Annotated in this window: 14 protein-coding genes and 1 pseudogene; 7 read left to right on the top strand and 8 right to left on the bottom strand. The window is 61.1% G+C overall.

Annotated features, from left to right (window positions below; translation table 11 throughout):
- Positions 1–17 precede the first annotated feature (17 nt).
- Positions 18–272: a GGDEF domain-containing protein gene (locus OKW30_RS35875; protein ID WP_429348957.1), complete on the bottom strand. Its 255-nt coding sequence runs from the start codon at positions 270–272 to the stop codon at positions 18–20.
- A 336-nt stretch (positions 273–608) separates the two neighbouring features.
- Between OKW30_RS35875 and OKW30_RS35870 the strand changes: the two genes are divergently transcribed.
- Positions 609–1,070 carry a CHRD domain-containing protein gene (locus OKW30_RS35870; protein ID WP_429348956.1) on the top strand — a complete coding sequence of 154 codons (462 nt, stop codon included), beginning with the start codon at positions 609–611 and terminating at the stop codon, positions 1,068–1,070.
- 44 nt (positions 1,071–1,114) lie between these two features.
- On the opposite strand, the gene OKW30_RS35865 is transcribed toward OKW30_RS35870, so the two are convergent.
- The 3 genes and pseudogenes from OKW30_RS35865 to OKW30_RS35855 form a co-directional block, all read right to left on the bottom strand.
- Positions 1,115–1,807, bottom strand: a complete 693-nt coding sequence (locus OKW30_RS35865; protein WP_184011723.1) for a cytochrome b/b6 domain-containing protein — start codon at positions 1,805–1,807, stop codon at positions 1,115–1,117.
- A gap of 170 nt (positions 1,808–1,977) precedes the next feature.
- Positions 1,978–3,040, bottom strand: a pseudogene (locus OKW30_RS35860) (diguanylate cyclase domain-containing protein).
- Positions 3,041–3,141: 101 nt separating this feature from the next.
- Positions 3,142–3,633, bottom strand: coding sequence for an aminoacyl-tRNA deacylase (locus OKW30_RS35855; protein WP_184073667.1), 492 nt, complete (start codon positions 3,631–3,633; stop codon positions 3,142–3,144).
- 300 nt (positions 3,634–3,933) lie between these two features.
- Here OKW30_RS35855 and OKW30_RS35850 point away from each other — a divergent pair, with 300 nt between their 5' ends.
- Positions 3,934–5,817 (top strand): beta-galactosidase, encoded by a 1,884-nt coding sequence (locus OKW30_RS35850; protein ID WP_429348955.1) that lies wholly within the window; start codon positions 3,934–3,936, stop codon positions 5,815–5,817.
- 309 nt (positions 5,818–6,126) lie between these two features.
- On the opposite strand, the gene OKW30_RS35845 is transcribed toward OKW30_RS35850, so the two are convergent.
- The 3 genes from OKW30_RS35845 to OKW30_RS35835 all read right to left on the bottom strand — a co-directional run bounded on the left by OKW30_RS35845 (position 6,127) and on the right by OKW30_RS35835 (position 9,431).
- Positions 6,127–8,091: an enterotoxin gene (locus OKW30_RS35845; RefSeq protein ID WP_429348954.1), complete on the bottom strand. Its 1,965-nt coding sequence runs from the start codon at positions 8,089–8,091 to the stop codon at positions 6,127–6,129.
- A gap of 55 nt (positions 8,092–8,146) precedes the next feature.
- Positions 8,147–8,272, bottom strand: a complete 126-nt coding sequence (locus OKW30_RS35840) for a hypothetical protein (RefSeq protein WP_260321215.1) — start codon at positions 8,270–8,272, stop codon at positions 8,147–8,149.
- A 196-nt stretch (positions 8,273–8,468) separates the two neighbouring features.
- The gene (locus tag OKW30_RS35835) at positions 8,469–9,431 is read right to left on the bottom strand and encodes a 2-hydroxyacid dehydrogenase (protein WP_184073670.1); all 963 of its coding nucleotides are present in this window, start codon (positions 9,429–9,431) and stop codon (positions 8,469–8,471) included.
- A 309-nt stretch (positions 9,432–9,740) separates the two neighbouring features.
- Between OKW30_RS35835 and OKW30_RS35830 the strand changes: the two genes are divergently transcribed.
- From OKW30_RS35830 to OKW30_RS35810, 5 genes are all read left to right on the top strand, one after another.
- The gene (locus OKW30_RS35830; protein WP_090807441.1) at positions 9,741–10,499 is read left to right on the top strand and encodes an SDR family oxidoreductase; all 759 of its coding nucleotides are present in this window, start codon (positions 9,741–9,743) and stop codon (positions 10,497–10,499) included.
- 52 nt (positions 10,500–10,551) lie between these two features.
- Positions 10,552–11,868: an MFS transporter gene (locus OKW30_RS35825; RefSeq protein ID WP_184073671.1), complete on the top strand. Its 1,317-nt coding sequence runs from the start codon at positions 10,552–10,554 to the stop codon at positions 11,866–11,868.
- 26 nt (positions 11,869–11,894) lie between these two features.
- On the top strand, positions 11,895–12,284 hold the full coding sequence (locus OKW30_RS35820) for a VOC family protein (protein WP_429348953.1): 390 nt from the start codon (positions 11,895–11,897) through the stop codon (positions 12,282–12,284).
- A gap of 108 nt (positions 12,285–12,392) precedes the next feature.
- Positions 12,393–13,637 (top strand): citrate synthase, encoded by a 1,245-nt coding sequence (locus OKW30_RS35815; protein WP_187613146.1) that lies wholly within the window; start codon positions 12,393–12,395, stop codon positions 13,635–13,637.
- Positions 13,638–14,010: 373 nt separating this feature from the next.
- Positions 14,011–14,916 (top strand): lipid A biosynthesis lauroyl acyltransferase, encoded by a 906-nt coding sequence (locus OKW30_RS35810; RefSeq protein ID WP_429348952.1) that lies wholly within the window; start codon positions 14,011–14,013, stop codon positions 14,914–14,916.
- A gap of 327 nt (positions 14,917–15,243) precedes the next feature.
- Here the strand turns inward: OKW30_RS35810 and OKW30_RS35805 are convergent, their stop codons facing one another.
- Positions 15,244–16,311 carry a diguanylate cyclase domain-containing protein gene (locus OKW30_RS35805; RefSeq protein WP_429348951.1) on the bottom strand — a complete coding sequence of 356 codons (1,068 nt, stop codon included), beginning with the start codon at positions 16,309–16,311 and terminating at the stop codon, positions 15,244–15,246.
- Positions 16,312–16,939 lie beyond the last annotated feature (628 nt).

Genomic DNA, 16,939 nt, shown 5'->3' with positions numbered 1-16,939 from the left:
CCTGCGCGGAGCCTTTCCTAAGCCGGAAAACTGGAAACGATGTCATCGGCACGCTGCGACGACCCCGCCAGCATCACGCAGTTTCTGCCGTTGGCTTTCGCGGCATAGAGCGCTGTATCGGCTCTCGCCATCACCGAGGCAACGGTGTCGCCGTCACCGAATTCGTCGACGCCAGTGCTGAGTGTGCATGCGACGTCGCCGGTCGGAGCGCGCGCAACAGACGCCGCGACGAGTGCGCGCAACATGGCAGCGTAACAATGGGTGTGATCCATGAAGGCTCCTGGCGCAACACCAGGTCGCGCCAGTTACATCCGCTGCCTCCGCACGAAGCGCATATCGTACCGGAAGAATTTTTCGCGCCAGATCAAATTTCAACGATTTTCGCCCGACGATTTCCTTTCGAATCGCTGGACAGACTGATCTGGCGTCGACGTAACGGGGCGGTCGCCACGCATAGCCGGATTTCGGCCTCATGCAACCTTCGCGTTACGGCCTGCTTGCGTCTATGCTTGACTCACTTGTTTGGCTGCCAACAACGCCGACGAGGTCTTCTGCAGTCTTCAATAATCGCCCGCTCACCAAGGGCAAACCCAACAGGAGAAAACCAGATGTCACGATCCATCACGCGGCGCGCTTTCATGGTGTTCGGTGGTTTGGCCTTCGCGGGTACGCTGACCTTGGCGCAAGCGGCGCCCGTCTCGTTTGAGGTGCCTTTGACGGGCGCCCAACAGGTTCCGCCGGTGCAGACGCCTGGCAGCGGCAGCGCCAAGCTCACGTACGACCCCAGCACGCGGGTCGTCACCTGGAACATCAGCTTCAGCGGATTGACGAGTCCGACCACGATGGCGCATTTCCACGGACCCGCCCCGGCCGGTAAAAACGCTGGCGTAAAGGTCTGGCTGTCGCAGAAGGGCACCATGGAGGTGACGAGCCCGATCACCGGTCAGGCCACGCTATCTCCGGACGAAGCCAAGATGTTCGAAGCCGGTGACATGTACATCAACGTTCACACGAAGAACAATCCGGATGGCGAGATTCGCGGCCAGGTGAAGCCGCCGAAGGGCAGCTGATGCAGGCACGGTAGCCGCGCCCGGAGAGCGGGTTTGCGGCAGGCTCACAGATAAGCCGCGAGCAGCATCACCACGGCAACGCCGACGCCGAATGGCAGCAGCGCCAGCAGCGCTGGCGCCTGCCGCGGCGCGTCCACTGACGAGGGCAGCAGTTTGTAGCCGGTCAGCATCGGGCGCAGCAGGTTGTGTCCCTTCGCTACCGCGTAGAGGGCGATCACGAGCACGTGCAGCACCACCGCGGCGAGCAGCACGTACCAGACAAGGCCGTGCAACGCCGAGATTGCGTTGGCGAGCCACGCGGGCACCAGTTCGCTAAACGGCCCTTCGTCGGCGATGTCGTTGTTGACGTAGAGCCCGCTCAGCGTCTCGGTCAGCAGCAAGACGAGCAGAAATAGAACCATCCAGCCGCCGGCCGCATTGTGGCCTACCTGCACATCGGGCTCGCGATGAAACAGGCGGCGCAAATGGTGAAGCGCAGCCGCGGGTGATGCCACGAAACTGCGAAAGCGGGCGGTCTCACTGCCAAAGCAGCCCCACAGCAGCCGGAAAATAACAAGGGCGAGCAGCGTCTCGCCGACGCGCACGTGCCAGTCGATCCAGTTCAGCTTCAACGTGACATACGCGGCCGTGACCAGCACGACCACCAGCCAGTGAAACAACCGCACCGGCGCGTCCCAGACAAGGACAGGGCGGGTTACGGGCTGGGTCGGCCGCGTGTCGGGTTCGTGAGCATCCATGTGTCGTACCTGCGTGCGCAATCGCGCTCGGACGAAAATCCGCGTGGCTCCTCGGCCACGCGGAAAATCGACGGAGCCGTGCTGGCAAACGAATTCAGTGTTTCGAGCGGGACCGGAAATTTCCCTACACTCTATCTGGCGGGAGCTTGAATCCGATTGCCACTCGAAGATCAGCTGGCGGCGGCGAGCGCGGTCGTTGGCGTCTGTTCAAGCCGATTGCCGCCCAGCGACTTGGCTCGATACAACGCCTGGTCGGCGGCTGAGAGCAGGTCGGTGAGGCAAGCCGTTTCCGCGACTTGACTCGGCGAGTCCAATGCTGACAGTGGCGCGAATCCGGTCGCCGTCGGCGCCATGGGACATTGCGGCGAACCGGCTGAGAACGTTCTCGCCTGGCTTTCTTGCGCGGTCGCTGTCGTAGCCCGGCAGCAGGGCGGCAAATTCTTCGCCGCCGATGCGTGCAAGAATCGCGTCCGTACCCGTCACGGCTCGAACGGTTTGCGCGAATGACCTCAAAACCTCGTCGCCGGTCTTGTGCCCAAAGTGGTCGTTGATTCTCTTGAAGTGATCGAGGTCGAACGCAAGAAGTGTGACGGGTAGTCGATTTATGCCGTGGTCGCTGATAACCCGCTCCCCCTCTTCGAAAAACAACTTTCGATTCCCGAGGCGAGTCAGGTAATCCGTGCGGGACTCCTGCAAAAGCTCACGATGAATTTCTTCCCGGGTCAGCCGGAGCAAGGTCATCGGCAAAATGACCGAGTAGAGAACCCCTTCGTACATCGTGATTTCGCTGGAGACAGCCAGCACGCGCGGCCCGAAGATCGGCACCAGCCATGGCAGCACGAAAGCCCGGGCGACGTAAAACAGCGCGTGGATGCCCGTTACCGCCACGGCGACGCGCCGGGATTGAACCGCCGGCATGCCGTCGCCTCGCAGCAGTTCGAGCGACGTCATGGCGGAAGCCAGCGCGATCGGGATGGCGCTGACGTACATCCAGACGGCAGCCTGCCAACGCACGCCAGCCACGGCCCACGTGAGCCCCATCAGCAGAAGCAACCCGATCGAGCTCGCGAGATATCGTCGGCCGTTGAACATTGCCACACCGTCCAGGACGAGCAGATAGCCGGTGAGAATCATGAGATCACTCACTGCGGGGCCAGTTGCACCGAGCAGTTGAACCCGAAATGTAGCCGCCGCGCAACCGATTCCGAGGGTCGCATATCCGGCCGCCAGCATTCGTAATTCCTTGTCTAGCTTCCGCTGATTAGTTACCCCCTGACAAATGAAGCAAAAGGCGGTCAAATTATCGCGGCCAGCGCACGAGCTGGTCAGTTGGGTCAGGCCCGCCCGCTCAACCCTCGCATCCGCCGGGCGAAATGGGCGCGCTCCGCATCGTCCATCAGCATGAGGAACTGATCCGCTTCCATATGAATCAGTTCTTCGTGATCGCCCGCCTCGAAGTAGACGTCGGGCTGGCCTGCCAGGCTGGATTCCAGGTAGGTTTTCATGCCATACGCCATACAAATTGGCGGCAGCGCACCCACATCGCAGTCCTTGAATAATTCGCGCAGTTCGACTTCCGTGGCCAAGGCGAGCCGGCGCCCTGTCTTGTTCCAGAGTTCGGAGAGCTGCACGGCGTAAGTTGAGGGCAGCACGGCGGCCACGTAGCCGTGTTCGTCTTCGAGGAGCACGGTCTTGGCGAGGCGGTCGCCCGGAATGTGCGCCGCAGCAGCCGTTTCGATACTCGAGTGGCTGTATGGGTGACGCACGACTTCGTAGCGGGAACCCTTGCTGCGCAGGCAGTCCTGCAAGGTTGGCGACATCGACATGGCACACCTCCTGTCGAATACCTGAAAAGGAATGAACAATTGCGATCTTTTCAGAATAGTTCACGCACCGGCAATACGCACGCCAGCTGAACGATTCCATCGAGCGATCGAATCCACCGGTTGAATCCGCCGTTCCTCGGCTGACGTTGGTCGGCCGGTCCGGCGAACGACACCTTTGGTCCGTGCGAGGCATCGCGCCGCCGCGGACCGAAAAAGTTCGCAAGCTGTTGATCGTTAAGGAACTGCGTTCTACCGTTCTCGCAGGTGCAGCCGATTTACGAGTAGCCTGCATTCGTCAACTTGACAACGCCCATCGTGAACCTCGAACGCAGCCATACCTTCTCCTTTAGCCCCGACGGCGAACATTTCCTGCTCGACGGCCTGCCGTTCCAGATTCGCAGCGGCGAGATGCATCCAGCCCGCATCCCGCGCGAGTACTGGCGACACCGGATCCGCATGGCAAGGGCGATGGGGATGAACTGCATCGCGTTGTACATCATGTGGAATTACCACGAGACGCATAGAGGCGTGTTCGACTTCCGCAGCGGGAATCGCGATATCGAGGCCTTCATCCGCCTGTGCCAAGCCGAGCAGATGTGGGTGCTGTTGCGCCCCGGGCCTTACGTGTGCGCGGAGTGGGATCTGGGCGGCCTCCCTTCCTGGCTGTTGCGCGATCGGGACATCCAGTTGCGGACCGACTCGGCCACCGATCCTCGCTACATGGCGGCGGTGGCTCGCTATATCGACGAACTGGTTCCACGTATCAAGCCATTGATGAGCGAGCACGGCGGACCGATCCTGATGATCCAGATCGAGAACGAATTCGGTTCGTATGCGAGCAATCCGGCTTACCTCGAAGAGCTCAGGCAGCTTTGGCTAGCAGGAGGCATAACCGGGCCGTTCTACACCGAAGACGGTCTCCCGCAACTCGAACGCAATCGCACCACGGTAACGGGCGGCGCGATCGCGCTGAGCAACGGCGACGCAGCGCAGATCGCAACCGTGCGCCGCGATTTCCCCTCGGTGCCCGCGATGGCTGGCGAGGTGTACCCAGGGTGGCTCACGCATTGGGGCGAAGCGGGGTTCGCGGGCGTGGACTACGACCTCTCCAGTACCTTGGCCACGTTCATGGAGGCGCGGCTGTCGTTCAACCTGTATGTCATTCACGGCGGCACGAGCTTTGGCTTTTTTGCCGGCGCGAACGTGGACGCTTCAGGCAACTATCAGCCCGACATCACGAGCTACGACTACTGCGCCCCGATCAGCGAGCAAGGCATGGCGACGCCGAAGTACATGAAGTATCGAGACCTGATCGCCGGCTATCTGCCCGAACCCTTGCCAGCCATACCCGAGGTCATCGCCACGCTTGACTGCGCAGGCGCTGAGGCCTTGATGCCAACGCTGATGCCAACGCTCTACGCCTCGATCTGGGACAACCTGCCCGCGGCACTGCCACGCGAGCGTGGCGTCGAGCCGCAGTCGTTTGAACGCTACGGTCAGGCGTTTGGCTTCGTGCTGTATCGCAAGTCTTTGCCGGAGCACGCGCGCGGTGTGCTGGATATCAGCGCCGTTCACGACTACGCAACGGTTTTCCTTGGTGAACGGTACGCGGGCGGCGTATCGAGAGCGCAACTGCCGCAGAAGTACGCGCAGTCGCTCCACATGATGCATCGCGCGCCGCTTGCCCTGCCTTCGGCGCGGCACAACCACGGGTCGAGCCCGGACGGCCAGGTAGCGCTGGAGATACTCGTCGAGGCCATGGGGCGCGTCAACTTCGGACCCGCGATCGTTGACCGTAAAGGTCTGCTCGAGCCGGTCACGATGAAACACGTCGACGGCTCGCTCGCGTTGCTCGAGGAATGGGACATCTACCTGCTGCCGATGGATGAAACGTTGATCGCCAACCTCAACGAAGACTGCACGAACCCACGAAAACCCGGTCTCTTTTATAAGGCGAACGTGCTGCTGACTGAAGTCGGCGACACCTGGCTCGACATGAACAACTGGACCAAGGGTATCGTCTGGGTCAATGGCCACAATCTCGGACGCTACTGGAACATCGGCCCGCAAAGGCGCCTGTATTGTCCCGCGCCGTGGCTCGTGCAAGGTAACAACGAGGTGCTGGTCTTCGACCTCCATCAGATCGAGACAAAGCCGATTCAACTGGCCGACAGGTTGTACTAGGGCCTGTTCACGCTAATAACGGGCTTGCGCTGGCCGCCAGAAGGGCCGAGCGCAAGGATTGCGACGCAACGAATACTCGACGTATTCGCAAGGAGCATGACGCGGCGATCGGCCCTTCTGGCGGCCAGCCCCTGGAAGGTTTTTTTTAAACAGGGGAACGTGCCTTTCCGCCCGTATTGCGGCGTCGGTCGTCGCTTGTTTGGCTAGGCCAAACGGCGCTCCTCTCTCCTTGCACTACGCGCGCAAAGGCACGTTCGCAAGCCCGTTATTAGCGTGAACAGGCCCTAGCGCCTACGCCTCGTCCCCCCTTCACCGCTTCGCGGCGGCAACCGGCAGCAGTTCGAGCGTGAGCACTTCGAACGGCGCCAGTTGCACTGCTTGCGACAGATCAGCGTCCAGTTGAGCAGGAATACCGGAATCCCCCGCACGCCCAAGGCTGCGCGATTCGAATCGTGCCGTCGCGTTATCCGGCAGTTCCAGTTGGCGCCGCAGCTCGAGTGTGAAGCGTTGCGTGCGACTGTGAGGATTGCGCAGCGTCACGATCGCCTTGTGCGGCGCCCACGCTGCCCAACCGTAGGCCGCCTGTTCGTCCGGCGCTCCGCCGATCCAATGACTGTCGCGAAGAATGTCGCCGTTTTCTCGCGCCCATTGGGCGGCGCGCGCAAGCACATCCCAGTCGTGCTCGCGCAGTAGCGCCGGCGTAATGTAGAGCTCCTGCAATTGCGTGCCGGTCCCGAAGAACGACCACACTTCGTTGGAGAATGCGTCGCCCGCCGACGCATTGAGGCGTGGATTGCACTGCGCGTAGAGGATGCCGTGCAGCATCAGCGAATTGAGCGGAAAGAGCGGACTGCGCTCCACGACGTTGCGATACGTCTGCGTGTCGCGGTATGTGATCCAGCGCTCGCGGTTCGCGCCGCTGCCCGCCAGGCCATCGTCGCTGCCGCCGCGCCAGATGGAGTCGACGTGGCGCAGCCAGAACGGCGACGGATGCGTACCTGTGGTGAGATTGATGAAGGTTTCGGGTTTGGCCGCGCGGATGTCCTCGATCAGTTGAATCGCCGCGTCCCAATCGCTGTCGAACAGGCTGCCGGGGAACACCCTGTCGGCATTGCCTGTGCCGTCGAACTTGAAATGGTTGACGCCGCCCTTGTCGAGCAAGTCCATCACGACTTCATGAAAGCGCCGGTAATACGTCGGCCCCGATAATGCGAGACCGTTGTCGATGACCTCATAACCAGCGGCACGTCCTCGCGTCACGCGTTCCTGTTTCGGCATACCGTAGCCGCCCCACGGGGAAAGCCATATGCCGGGAGCGGCGCCGAATCGCGCGGCAGCGTCGCGCAGCGGAACGAAGCCATGTGGAAATGCCTTGCTGAAATGCCAGCCGCCGCCAAGGTCGTCCCAGCCATCGTCGAACAGAAGCGAATCGATCTGCACCCCGCGCGCTGTGTGCAACTCGTGGCCGATCGTTGCGATGCGCTCGAGCGCCTGCTCCTGCGTGTACGGCGTGAGGTAGCCGATGTCGCCCCAGCTGTTGTAGTGCAGAAACGGGCGATACGGGCGAGCCCGTTCCCGCTCCAGATAGATGCCGAAGTCGCGCCGAACCTGGCCGTCGCTGGCTACACCTGCTACAGCGGAGTAGACCAGCGTCCTGTTTTTCTCCAGCGGCAACGCGCGATGCAGCATGAAGCTGAGGCTGTCGCCCTTCACCTGACTTGTCGCCAGCGGGTGCTCGAAGCCCAGATAGAAGTTGCCCGCAATGACCGGCGTGCCCTTGCGCTCACTACTGGCCCTGGCGCCCGGAGCGCGCGTCTTCAGCAATGAGACGGCAGCGATCGCTTCGTCCTGAAGAAGCGCCGTAATCGCCAGCTGGACGCGCAGATATCGTGACCCTTCGCGCTGCTCCACGCTCCATTGCACCTTTAGGCGTCCATGTGTATCTACCAGGGAGACGCTCGCGCGTCGCCCTGCGATTCGTTCGCCCAAGCGGGACGCATGCGGGTTGGGTTCGAGCGCCGCGTCGCTCACGGGCGCAACGACCCTCAGCTCGGCCAGGCCCATGGTGGTTCCGTCAGCGAGCGTGAGCGTGAGCGGCGCGACGATGCGTAACGTGCGTTTGCGCTCGCAATCGATCAGTGAGAAACCGGCGAGACGTTCGTCCTCGTTCGTCCAGCGCAATGCAATCGCGTCGTTGCCGAACGAGGAGATATGGCCCGTCGTCTGGAGCACGGGCATGCCAGTTTGCGTAGGCGAAGCATGGTTGGCGCGCATGGAGAAACCTGTCTCGGGCCAGAGGAAGAGATTTTCGCCGCCCCCGCGAATGGCGTCAGATAACGAACTGCGCCGTGGTGGAGGGCGCGAACAGTTCGTCGATAGTCATTATCCGTTCGGAAAGCCCCTGCGTATGGTGGTAGCGCAAGAACGCGTTGAGCACCGCTTCGTTGCCGGGCACACCGTAGCGCTCGCCCGAGGCGGCTCCGGAGCGGCGACTCTCAAATCCGCCAACGCGTACTTACGACCCACTGCCGCCCTTCGGCCCGGTGCGAAACCAACGGCTGCTTGCGTGTACAACGGCCGTTGGTCGATGTTTATCGGGAGACGGCTGGTCAGCCGGCGTCGCAACGTTACTGTCCCGATGAGGGCGAGCCTTAGACAGGATTCGAGGCGGGCCGTCCTTCCAGCACGGCGGCGATATTGTCCAGCGCCGTAAAGCCCATCTGGTCGCGGGTCTCGATCGTTGCGCTGGCCATATGGGGCGTCAGGAACACGTTGTCGAGCTCAGCAAACCGCTTGTCGACGTTGGGCTCGTTCCGGTACACATCCAGAGCCGCGCTGAACAGATGACCCGACGTCAGGGCGTCATAAAGCGCATCTTCGTCCACCAGGCCGCCACGCGCCGCGTTAACAAAAATCGCGCCTGCGGGAAGGAGTCCAAACTCTCTTTTCGTCATGAGCGGGACGCTTCCACCCGGCACGTGCAGCGTGAGGACCTGGCAGTGCGGCAGCATTTCGTCGAGAGCGGCATAGAAGGTCGCGCCATTTTCCAGCGACGGGGCCGCACGGCGCATGTCCGTGTAGATCACGCGCATGCCGAATCCCTGCGCACGCTTAGCGACCGCCCGTCCAATACGCCCAAATCCGACGATGCCGAGCGTCTTGCCATTCACTCGCATACCCAGCATCTCGGTCATGCCGAACGATTTGCCCCATCCGTTGCGCATGATCCGTTCGTATTCTGACGCGCGACGGCACGCAGCCAGCAAGAGCAGCATGGAAAAATCGGCTGTGCACTCGGTCAACGCATCGGGCGCGTTCGTCACGACGATTCCCCTTTCACGGGCCGCCGCTACGTCCATGTGATCGAAGCCCGCGCTCGCGTTCGCAATAATCTTGACCGTCGAAGGCAGCGCGGCAATGTGTTCCGCTTGCAGGCCGGATTTTTTCCCGATGAGTACGGCCGGCACGTCGTGCTTCTTGCAGAAGTCGACGACAGACCACGAGTTCATATCGGACTCGGTCACGAAGGCATGGAATTCGGCCGCAGCGCGATTAGCCACGGCGGTGGGAACCGTTCGCGCAATCAACAGGCTGGTGCGTTTATCTTCCGACATGGTTTTTCCTTTGGTAGGCAGACGTCGAGAGACTACGAAATCGCTGACCGGGCCGTCAATGTTGATTGGATGAATCAACTTCTCGGTGATGACTCGCTCCTATTGTTCGCGGCGCCTGCGCGTTGCGATTTGTTTCCGTTTTGTCCCTCTTCAATCTTGCTTGCGGCCACACGCGCATCAGGAAAACCCTGATGCGATCCCCATCCGCAAGGCCCGCGGATGTTGATTCAATGAATCAAGATTGCTCAACCCCTGATGCGAATGCAACTCTGTTTCCCATGTCCAATTGACTTGACGAGAGGAAAGGAAATGTCTGCATCGAAGAAGTTCGCAGCCGTTACGGGCGCCGGCTCCGGCATCGGCCGAACCGCCGCCGTCGCACTTGCTAACGCAGGATTCGCCGTCGCGCTGATCGGGCGCAGAGCCGAGCCGCTGCTGGAAACAAAGGAAGCAATCGGCAGGGCGGGGGGAGAAGCGGATGTATTCCAGGCCGACGTTGGCGACGCAGCATCGGTCGAGCACGCGTTTTCGGGAATTGCCGAGGCATTCGGTCGGCTCGACGTGCTGTTCAACAACGCGGGGCGCAATGCTGGGGCTGTCCCTCTGGAAGACTACGAAGTCGACTTCTGGAACGACGTCGTGGCCACCAATCTGACCGGCGTTTTCCTCTGCGCTCGCGCCGCTTATCGTTTGATGAAGGCACAGTCCCCGCAAGGCGGACGAATCATCAACAACGGATCGATCTCCGCCCACTCGCCAAGGCCGCACACCATTGCCTATACGGCAACAAAACATGCTGTGACTGGCATCACCAGATCGATCGCGCTGGACGGACGCGCATTCAACATCGCCTGCAGCCAGATCGACATCGGCAACGCCGCCACATCGCTCACTGAACGGATGAACCGCGGCGTACTGCAAGCGGACGGACGCCTGGCACCCGAAGCAAGAATGGATGTGACGCACGTGGCGAATGCAGTCGTGCACATGGCCAGTCTTCCGCTCGAAGCCAATGTTCTCAACATGACCATCATGGCGACCGCCATGCCGTTCGTCGGCCGCGGATAAATCGCCCTTAAGCCAACTAAAAAAACAACAGGCTAATGTTACGGAGACACCGATGAAAATCGCAGAGGAACAAACATTGCCGGTGGGAACCCCGGCTTACGCGGATACCACGAATCGCTCCAGAGTCCGCTACGTCGTGCTCTCGATGTTGCTCATGGCCACCATTCTGAATTACGTAGACCGGTCGGCGCTGGGCATCGTTGCGCCGGGCCTCTCGAAGGGGCTGGCGCTCAACAAGATGCAGATGGGCGAGCTGTTTGCGGCATTTGGTCTTGCCTATTCCATCGCGCTGGTGCCCGGCGGGGTGCTGACCGACATTCTCGGCTCACGCCTCGCCTATGCGCTGTCTCTGGTCGGTTGGTCATTCGCCACGCTGACGCAGGGTTTCGCGACCGGCTATCAGATGCTGCTCGGGTCGCGGTTCGCCATCGGCGCACTGGAAGCGCCGGCCTTCCCTTCAAACGCACGCGCCGTGACCTTGTGGTTTCCCGCCCGGGAACGCGGCTTCGCGACCAGCGTCTATGTAATGGGGCAATACATCGGGACGCCCTTGTTCACCGGATTGTTGCTGTGGATCTTCGCCGCGTACGGTTGGCGGACGGTTTTTTATGTGACCGGTGGCTTCGGCATTCTGTTCAGTCTGCTCTGGTACCGGGTTTACCGCGATCCGCATCAGCACCCGCGCGTGAATGCCACCGAGCTGCAATACATCAATGAAGGTGCCGCGGCGACGCGCAAGCCCCGCGAGAAGTTCGACTGGCGCATGGCGCTCAAGCTGCTCAGCTACCGCCAGGTTCTCGCCATCTGTCTCGGCAAGTTCTGTAACAACACGCTGCTGGTCTTCTTCACCACGTGGTTCATGACCTATCTGATCGAAGCGCGTCACATGTCGATGATCAAGGTTGGGATCTTCCAGGCACTGCCTTTTATCGGTGCCACGGTCGGCATTCTCGCGGCCGGCTCCCTTTCGGACTTTTTTATTCGGCGCGGAGTGGCGCTTTCGACAGCGCGCAAGGCTCCGCTCATCATCGGCACGATGCTCGGCGCGTCTATCGTGCTTGTCAATTTCGTCGAGTCGAACGAGTTGGTGATCGCCATCCTGACGATCGCGTTCTTCGCGCAGGGCGTCGGGTCGATGTCGTGGGCCGCCGTTTCCGAAATCGCGCCTCGACAGTACGTGGGACTGACCAGCAGCATCACGAGCCTCGCAGCCAACATCGCGGCCGTCACCACGCCGCTCATGATCGGCTACATCACCCAGCACACCGGCCACTTCTACTGGGCCCTCAACCTGATGGGCGCGATCTGCCTGCTCGGAACGTTTTCGTATTCCGTGCTGCTGGGCAAGCTTTCCCGCATCGAACTGTGATGCTTTCAACTATACGGTGAAATCGGATGATTGAATTCAAGTGGGATCATCTGCAACTGTGCTCGGCGGACGCCGAAGCCACTGCGGCATGGTTTGCGCGCTGCCTGAACGCCGAGATCGTGCGTCGTCCTGGGCGAGTGGATTTGCGCATCGGCAGCATCAACCTTTTCATCACCTCGCTGGCGAGCGCCCAAGCCGGCCACCCTCTCTGCGAGCGGCAGCAGGGCATAGATCATTTCGGCGTGGTCGTGGACGATATCGACGCGGCGTTCGTGCATCTGTTGCTCTGCGACGCGGAAATCGTCGAACCGATCAAGCAGGTTCGCCCCGGCGTCAGAGCCTGCTTCGTGCGGTCGCCCGGTGACGTTCTCGTTGAGATACTGGAGCGGCGACCCGCCGAGATGACTTTTACCTGAAAAAACGTCAATATTGGCGCTGGATCGGTCGTGCTCGAGTGCAAGGCGCGATCTGCGTCGTCACTCCCCCGTTGCCCCGTTGCGCTGCATCACCTTGCTTGCCATCCCATGCGAAACTGGATCACTCTGACTGAAGCGGCTCGACAACTCGGAGTGCAGGCGCAGACTGTCTATGCGTATGTAAGTCGAGGTACCATCGCCGTCATGCCGGATCCGCTCGACCCACGCAAGAGCCTCTATCGCGCGGAGGACGTCGCCGGTCTGTGCCGAAAAAAGCAGGTGGGACGCAAGCGCGAAGCGCTCGCCGCCGGGACCATATTCGGTGCGGAACCCTGCATTTACAGCAGCATTACCACCTTCTCAAAAGGCCGGCCCTACTACCGGGGGCGGGATAGCATCCGGCTTTCGGACGCGGCGACGCTTGAAGACGTGGCGGCCATTCTCTGGAACGCGCGCGCCCCCGTTTCCTTCGAAAGCGGCGAGTTGCCGCTACAGGGCGATGAGCGCGGCAGGCAATGCGCGTTCACATCGCTGGCAGCGCTCGCGGCCTGTGGACACTCGACCCTCGGACGCACGGACAGCGCACTGCATGTCGAGGCCGGCCGGCTCGTGGCGCTCATCGCACAAGCGTTTGGTGCGCGACGCGGCGCGAACGCACAAATGACGCATGAGCGGCTCGCGCTTGGTTGGGGCCAGGACCGCGATGGCGCCGAACTTATCCGCCGTGCCTTAGTCCTCGTGGCCGACCATGAGATTACGAGTTCCGCGTTCGCCGCCAGGATTACCGCCTCCACCGGCGCGTCGCTGCCCGGATGCCTGCTCACGGGACTCGCGACATTCTCCGGCCCACTGCATGGCGACGCGTCAGGCCGCGTGCGGGCCGTGTTCGACGACGTCGGAAGACTCGGTGCGCAGCACGTGGTTGCCCATCACTTGCAGTCGGCCATTCCAATCCCCGGGTTTGGACATCATCTGTATCCGGACGGCGATCCGAGGGCGGCCGCAGTGCTCGAAGTGCTGAATCCGCCTCAAGAGATCATGTCGTTCATCAACAAGGTGGTTGAGCTGACCGGGCTCAAGCCAAATATCGACGTTGCGCTTGCGGCCCTGACGGCTCAACTGGCGTTGCCGCGCGATGCGTCGTTCGCGTTGTTCGCAACAGCCCGGAGCGTGGGTTTGCTCGCGCACTGCATTGAGCAACTCCGGGTGAGCAAGGTCATACGGCCACGAGGCCGCTATACCGGGCCGGCGCTGGAAGACGCCGCCCCCGAGTCGCCTGCGGAAGGCAGCGAGAATACGCTCGATCCAGCCACGCTCGACAAGAATCGCTTATTCAGGCCGGTTGGGCGCTGAGAGACGCGTCACCTGGATCTTTGCCGAAACAAAAAACCTCGACGCCGATCGGCTCTTGCCGAGAGGGCCGGCTTGTTCCAATGGACGTAAGCGTTTTGAGCGAAGCGGCGTCGGTAGCTTCGCAGACGTTGCCACCATGCTTATGGCGACGGATGGGGCATGCGACGCCAGACCATGGCCAGATTGCGGACAGAAGGTCTGGAGTCTGGGCGGGAGCCGACATTCCAAGGGTTGCATCAAAGTGCGTCCGAGCGGTTGAATCCGCCCGTCACAACGCAGTACGTGCGATACTTCTCGGCCATCGCCATGCTATGCCACCAGGATCTCGAATTTTGTTACACATCCGTAAGTATTCGTATTTTTCCGTGTCGCGATGAGTGATTCTCGCGAGCGGGGGAGGTTCTTGGGGCGATTAGGCTATGTCTTGATTGTAGTGCTGCTGCGCGTCTTCGCAGTCCTTCCCTATACGCTCGTCGCAAGGTTCGGCAGCGCGCTTGGGGCAATGTTATATGCACTTCCAAGCTCCCGAAAACATATCGCTCTCGTCAATCTGCGTCTCTGTTTTCCGGGCAAGAGCGAGTGCGAGTACGACGACCTTGCCAGAAACCATTTTCGCCACGTCGTTCGAAGCTATCTCGAACGAGGGATTCAATGGTTCGGCAGCGCGCAGAGGATACGAGAGCTGGTCCACATCGAAAGTCGAATCGATCTGGAAGACAGGAACGCTCCGCCGACCATCTTTCTTGGCTTCCATTTCGTGAGCATCGAGGTCGGCTGCATACTCTACTCAACGCGCGTGCCCGCCGCCTCACTATATACACGCATGTCGAACGCGCGCCTTTGCAGTCTAGCCAAGCGGCAACGCGGCAGATTTGGCGCCGAGATGATTGAACGTTCGACAAGCGCCAGAAAGATCGTCGGCTTACTTCGTTCAGGCAAACCAGTCATGCTGGCTGCTGACATGGATCACGGCATACACAACTCCGTTTTTGTGCCGTTTTTTGGCGTCCCCGCGTGCACACTCACTTCGGTTTCGCGCCTTGCTCGACTGGCCCATGCGCGGGTTGTACCATTCGTGACTGAAGTATTGCCCGACTACCGCGGGTATAAGCTGACCATCTTCGAGCCGCTCAGCGACTTTCCCTCAGAAAGTGAGACGATCGACGCGCGCCGAATGAATGAATTTCTTGAAACGCAGATCAATCGGTGCCCAGAGCAATATTACTGGGTGCATCGACGCTTCAAGAATCGTCCACCGGGCGTGCCAGGTGTGTACTGAGCACACCGTCCGTAAGGCATGCGACCGTTCCTGGTTGTGTGCTTCCGTGAGGTAACGCAATGAGCTCGACTGACAGGCATAGGTCCGCTATCTGAGTGGACCGGACGTTTGAGTGTCTGTCCGAATGCTCGAGCGTATGGCCGTTCGTGGCCGGATGGCGACCGTCTCAGTTCGCCCCACTCCGGGCCAAACTCCAGCCGCGAAATGAAACTACTTTCCGCAGCGAGACGACGCGCACATGCTCCCAGATACGAGCGGCCGCGGCCCTGCGCCTGCATCAAATGCGCTCGCCAACACGAGCAGGGCACCGCCGGGAACCCGATCCGCTTACACGCCGGCACCCGTCTCATCGAAGAATGAGGTTTTGTCCGTCCCGTTCGCTTTGGCGCGATACATCGCGCTATCGGCCTGGCGCATCAGGGCGTGTACATCAAGACGTCCGTCCGCGCTATTGGTACCGAGCATGCGCACGCCAATGCTGGCCGATACGGCGACCGGATGACCGCCGATCTCTCGAAGCCCATGAAGGATGTCGTGAATACCGTCGGCAATCGCGCGCGCGCCGGCGTCGCCATGCACGTGGCGGGCGAGCACCGCGAACTCGTCGCCTCCCAGGCGGGCAACCGTATCGCCGCGGCGAATGCGTGTCTGCAGACCGTTGGCGAAGCACTGCAACAGTTCATCACCCACCGCATGCCCATAAGCGTCATTGACGTACTTGAAGCCGTCGAGATCGATGAACAGCAAGACAGACTGTCCTTTATCGGCGTCTCGCGCCGCAGTCGCTTTAGCGATCGCCTGCTCGAGGCGAGTGCGGTTGCTGAGTCCTGTCAGAGGGTCCGTCGCAGCCTGCCGTTCGAGCCGATGCACGAGGGCCATCAAGTACACGGAAGTCGCCGCGATGCTGAGCATGATGCCCAATCCCACCGCGAGGTTTTCTCTCCACCACGGCTCGACGTGCATCAAAATCACGACACCTGCAAGCGCAACTGCACATGAAAGTAGCAACGGCCGCTTGCCGTGGCGGCAACCGGCACCCACAAGAAACCAGAACACGACCCAGAGCAAGGGCAGCGCCACGCGCCCGCCGAGCGCCAAGGCAGTCATGACAAGCGCCTGGTCTGCAATGGTGGTGACCGTCAATCGAAGGCGCGGCCGACCAGTCGCGGCGGTCGCGGCTACGTATGTCGCCACGCCGAATACAACGTATGCGAAAACCACGCCCAGAGTGTCATACGCGGCGGCCGTGCGTTGGAGCGCGGCGACGGCGATATAGCCGATCAACACGACCGTGCCCAGGCATATCCGGAGGAACGCCTGCTCCTTCTCAGGTTGTCCGCGAAAGACACCTAGAAACGTTTGCTCATGCCAACGCTGCGCGCCCGGCCGCTCCATGCCGTCTACCCCGTCAATATTGTCTTTTGCAGAGTGGGCATTCTATCGCTATTTGCCGGCGACCAATGCTTCTTGCCGCTCTCTCCGTCCGCTTCCGAGGGTTGAACCGCCATTCCTGCCGCCGCGGCGACCGACACACATCCACGCTTGAAGCGGTACCAGCAAGCACCGGGTGCATGCCCAAATACCAGTGGGTCTTTTGAAACGCGCTGCTACCATTAGGCTGTGTTGTGCGGTATGGCGGCTTTCGCGCCTTGCCTGGTCGCAACAATCTGCGTTCCGCGACGACGACTTTCCACGAACCACGTTTCGGGAGGGATCATGTCGCGTCATTCATCCAGACTGGCGATCCAGTCGCCCCCAATCCCGCGCAATGGGTTGTCCTTTTCGCTGGCGTATGCCGGCGCGGCACTCATCGCGCCTCGGTCGCGGCCTTCCGCGTGGAACCGTGTTCTGCGCCCGCTGACGCTGGCCCGCTTGCAAGTGTCGAGCGAGTGCATGCGAGCAGCTCGCCGTTGCAGTTCGAGCCGGATCGATTCTTTGGGAGACGGTGCGGAAGCAGGAAGGATATCGTCCCTTGATATCAACTCCATATGGTCTATATACAAGCAGAGTGATTGTTGAAACC

Source organism: Paraburkholderia sp. Clong3, assembly GCF_050436485.1.
Classification (GTDB): Bacteria; Pseudomonadota; Gammaproteobacteria; order Burkholderiales; family Burkholderiaceae; genus Paraburkholderia; species Paraburkholderia tuberum.
This window is presented reverse-complemented; position numbering and strand designations above follow the sequence as displayed.

Excerpts from the sequence above, each read along its gene's own strand:
- OKW30_RS35810 (WP_429348952.1), top strand. The coding sequence starts at position 14,011 with ATGAGTGATTCTCGCGAGCGGGGGAGGTTCTTGGGGCGATTAGGCTAT.
- OKW30_RS35820 (WP_429348953.1), top strand. The coding sequence starts at position 11,895 with ATGATTGAATTCAAGTGGGATCATCTGCAACTGTGCTCGGCGGACGCC.
- OKW30_RS35815 (WP_187613146.1), top strand. The coding sequence starts at position 12,393 with ATGCGAAACTGGATCACTCTGACTGAAGCGGCTCGACAACTCGGAGTG.
- OKW30_RS35830 (WP_090807441.1), top strand. The coding sequence starts at position 9,741 with ATGTCTGCATCGAAGAAGTTCGCAGCCGTTACGGGCGCCGGCTCCGGC.
- OKW30_RS35805 (WP_429348951.1), bottom strand. The coding sequence starts at position 16,311 with ATGGAGCGGCCGGGCGCGCAGCGTTGGCATGAGCAAACGTTTCTAGGT.
- OKW30_RS35855 (WP_184073667.1), bottom strand. The coding sequence starts at position 3,633 with ATGTCGATGTCGCCAACCTTGCAGGACTGCCTGCGCAGCAAGGGTTCC.
- OKW30_RS35875 (WP_429348957.1), bottom strand. The coding sequence starts at position 272 with ATGGATCACACCCATTGTTACGCTGCCATGTTGCGCGCACTCGTCGCG.
- OKW30_RS35825 (WP_184073671.1), top strand. The coding sequence starts at position 10,552 with ATGAAAATCGCAGAGGAACAAACATTGCCGGTGGGAACCCCGGCTTAC.
- OKW30_RS35865 (WP_184011723.1), bottom strand. The coding sequence starts at position 1,807 with ATGGATGCTCACGAACCCGACACGCGGCCGACCCAGCCCGTAACCCGC.
- OKW30_RS35845 (WP_429348954.1), bottom strand. The coding sequence starts at position 8,091 with ATGCGCGCCAACCATGCTTCGCCTACGCAAACTGGCATGCCCGTGCTC.
- OKW30_RS35835 (WP_184073670.1), bottom strand. The coding sequence starts at position 9,431 with ATGTCGGAAGATAAACGCACCAGCCTGTTGATTGCGCGAACGGTTCCC.
- OKW30_RS35870 (WP_429348956.1), top strand. The coding sequence starts at position 609 with ATGTCACGATCCATCACGCGGCGCGCTTTCATGGTGTTCGGTGGTTTG.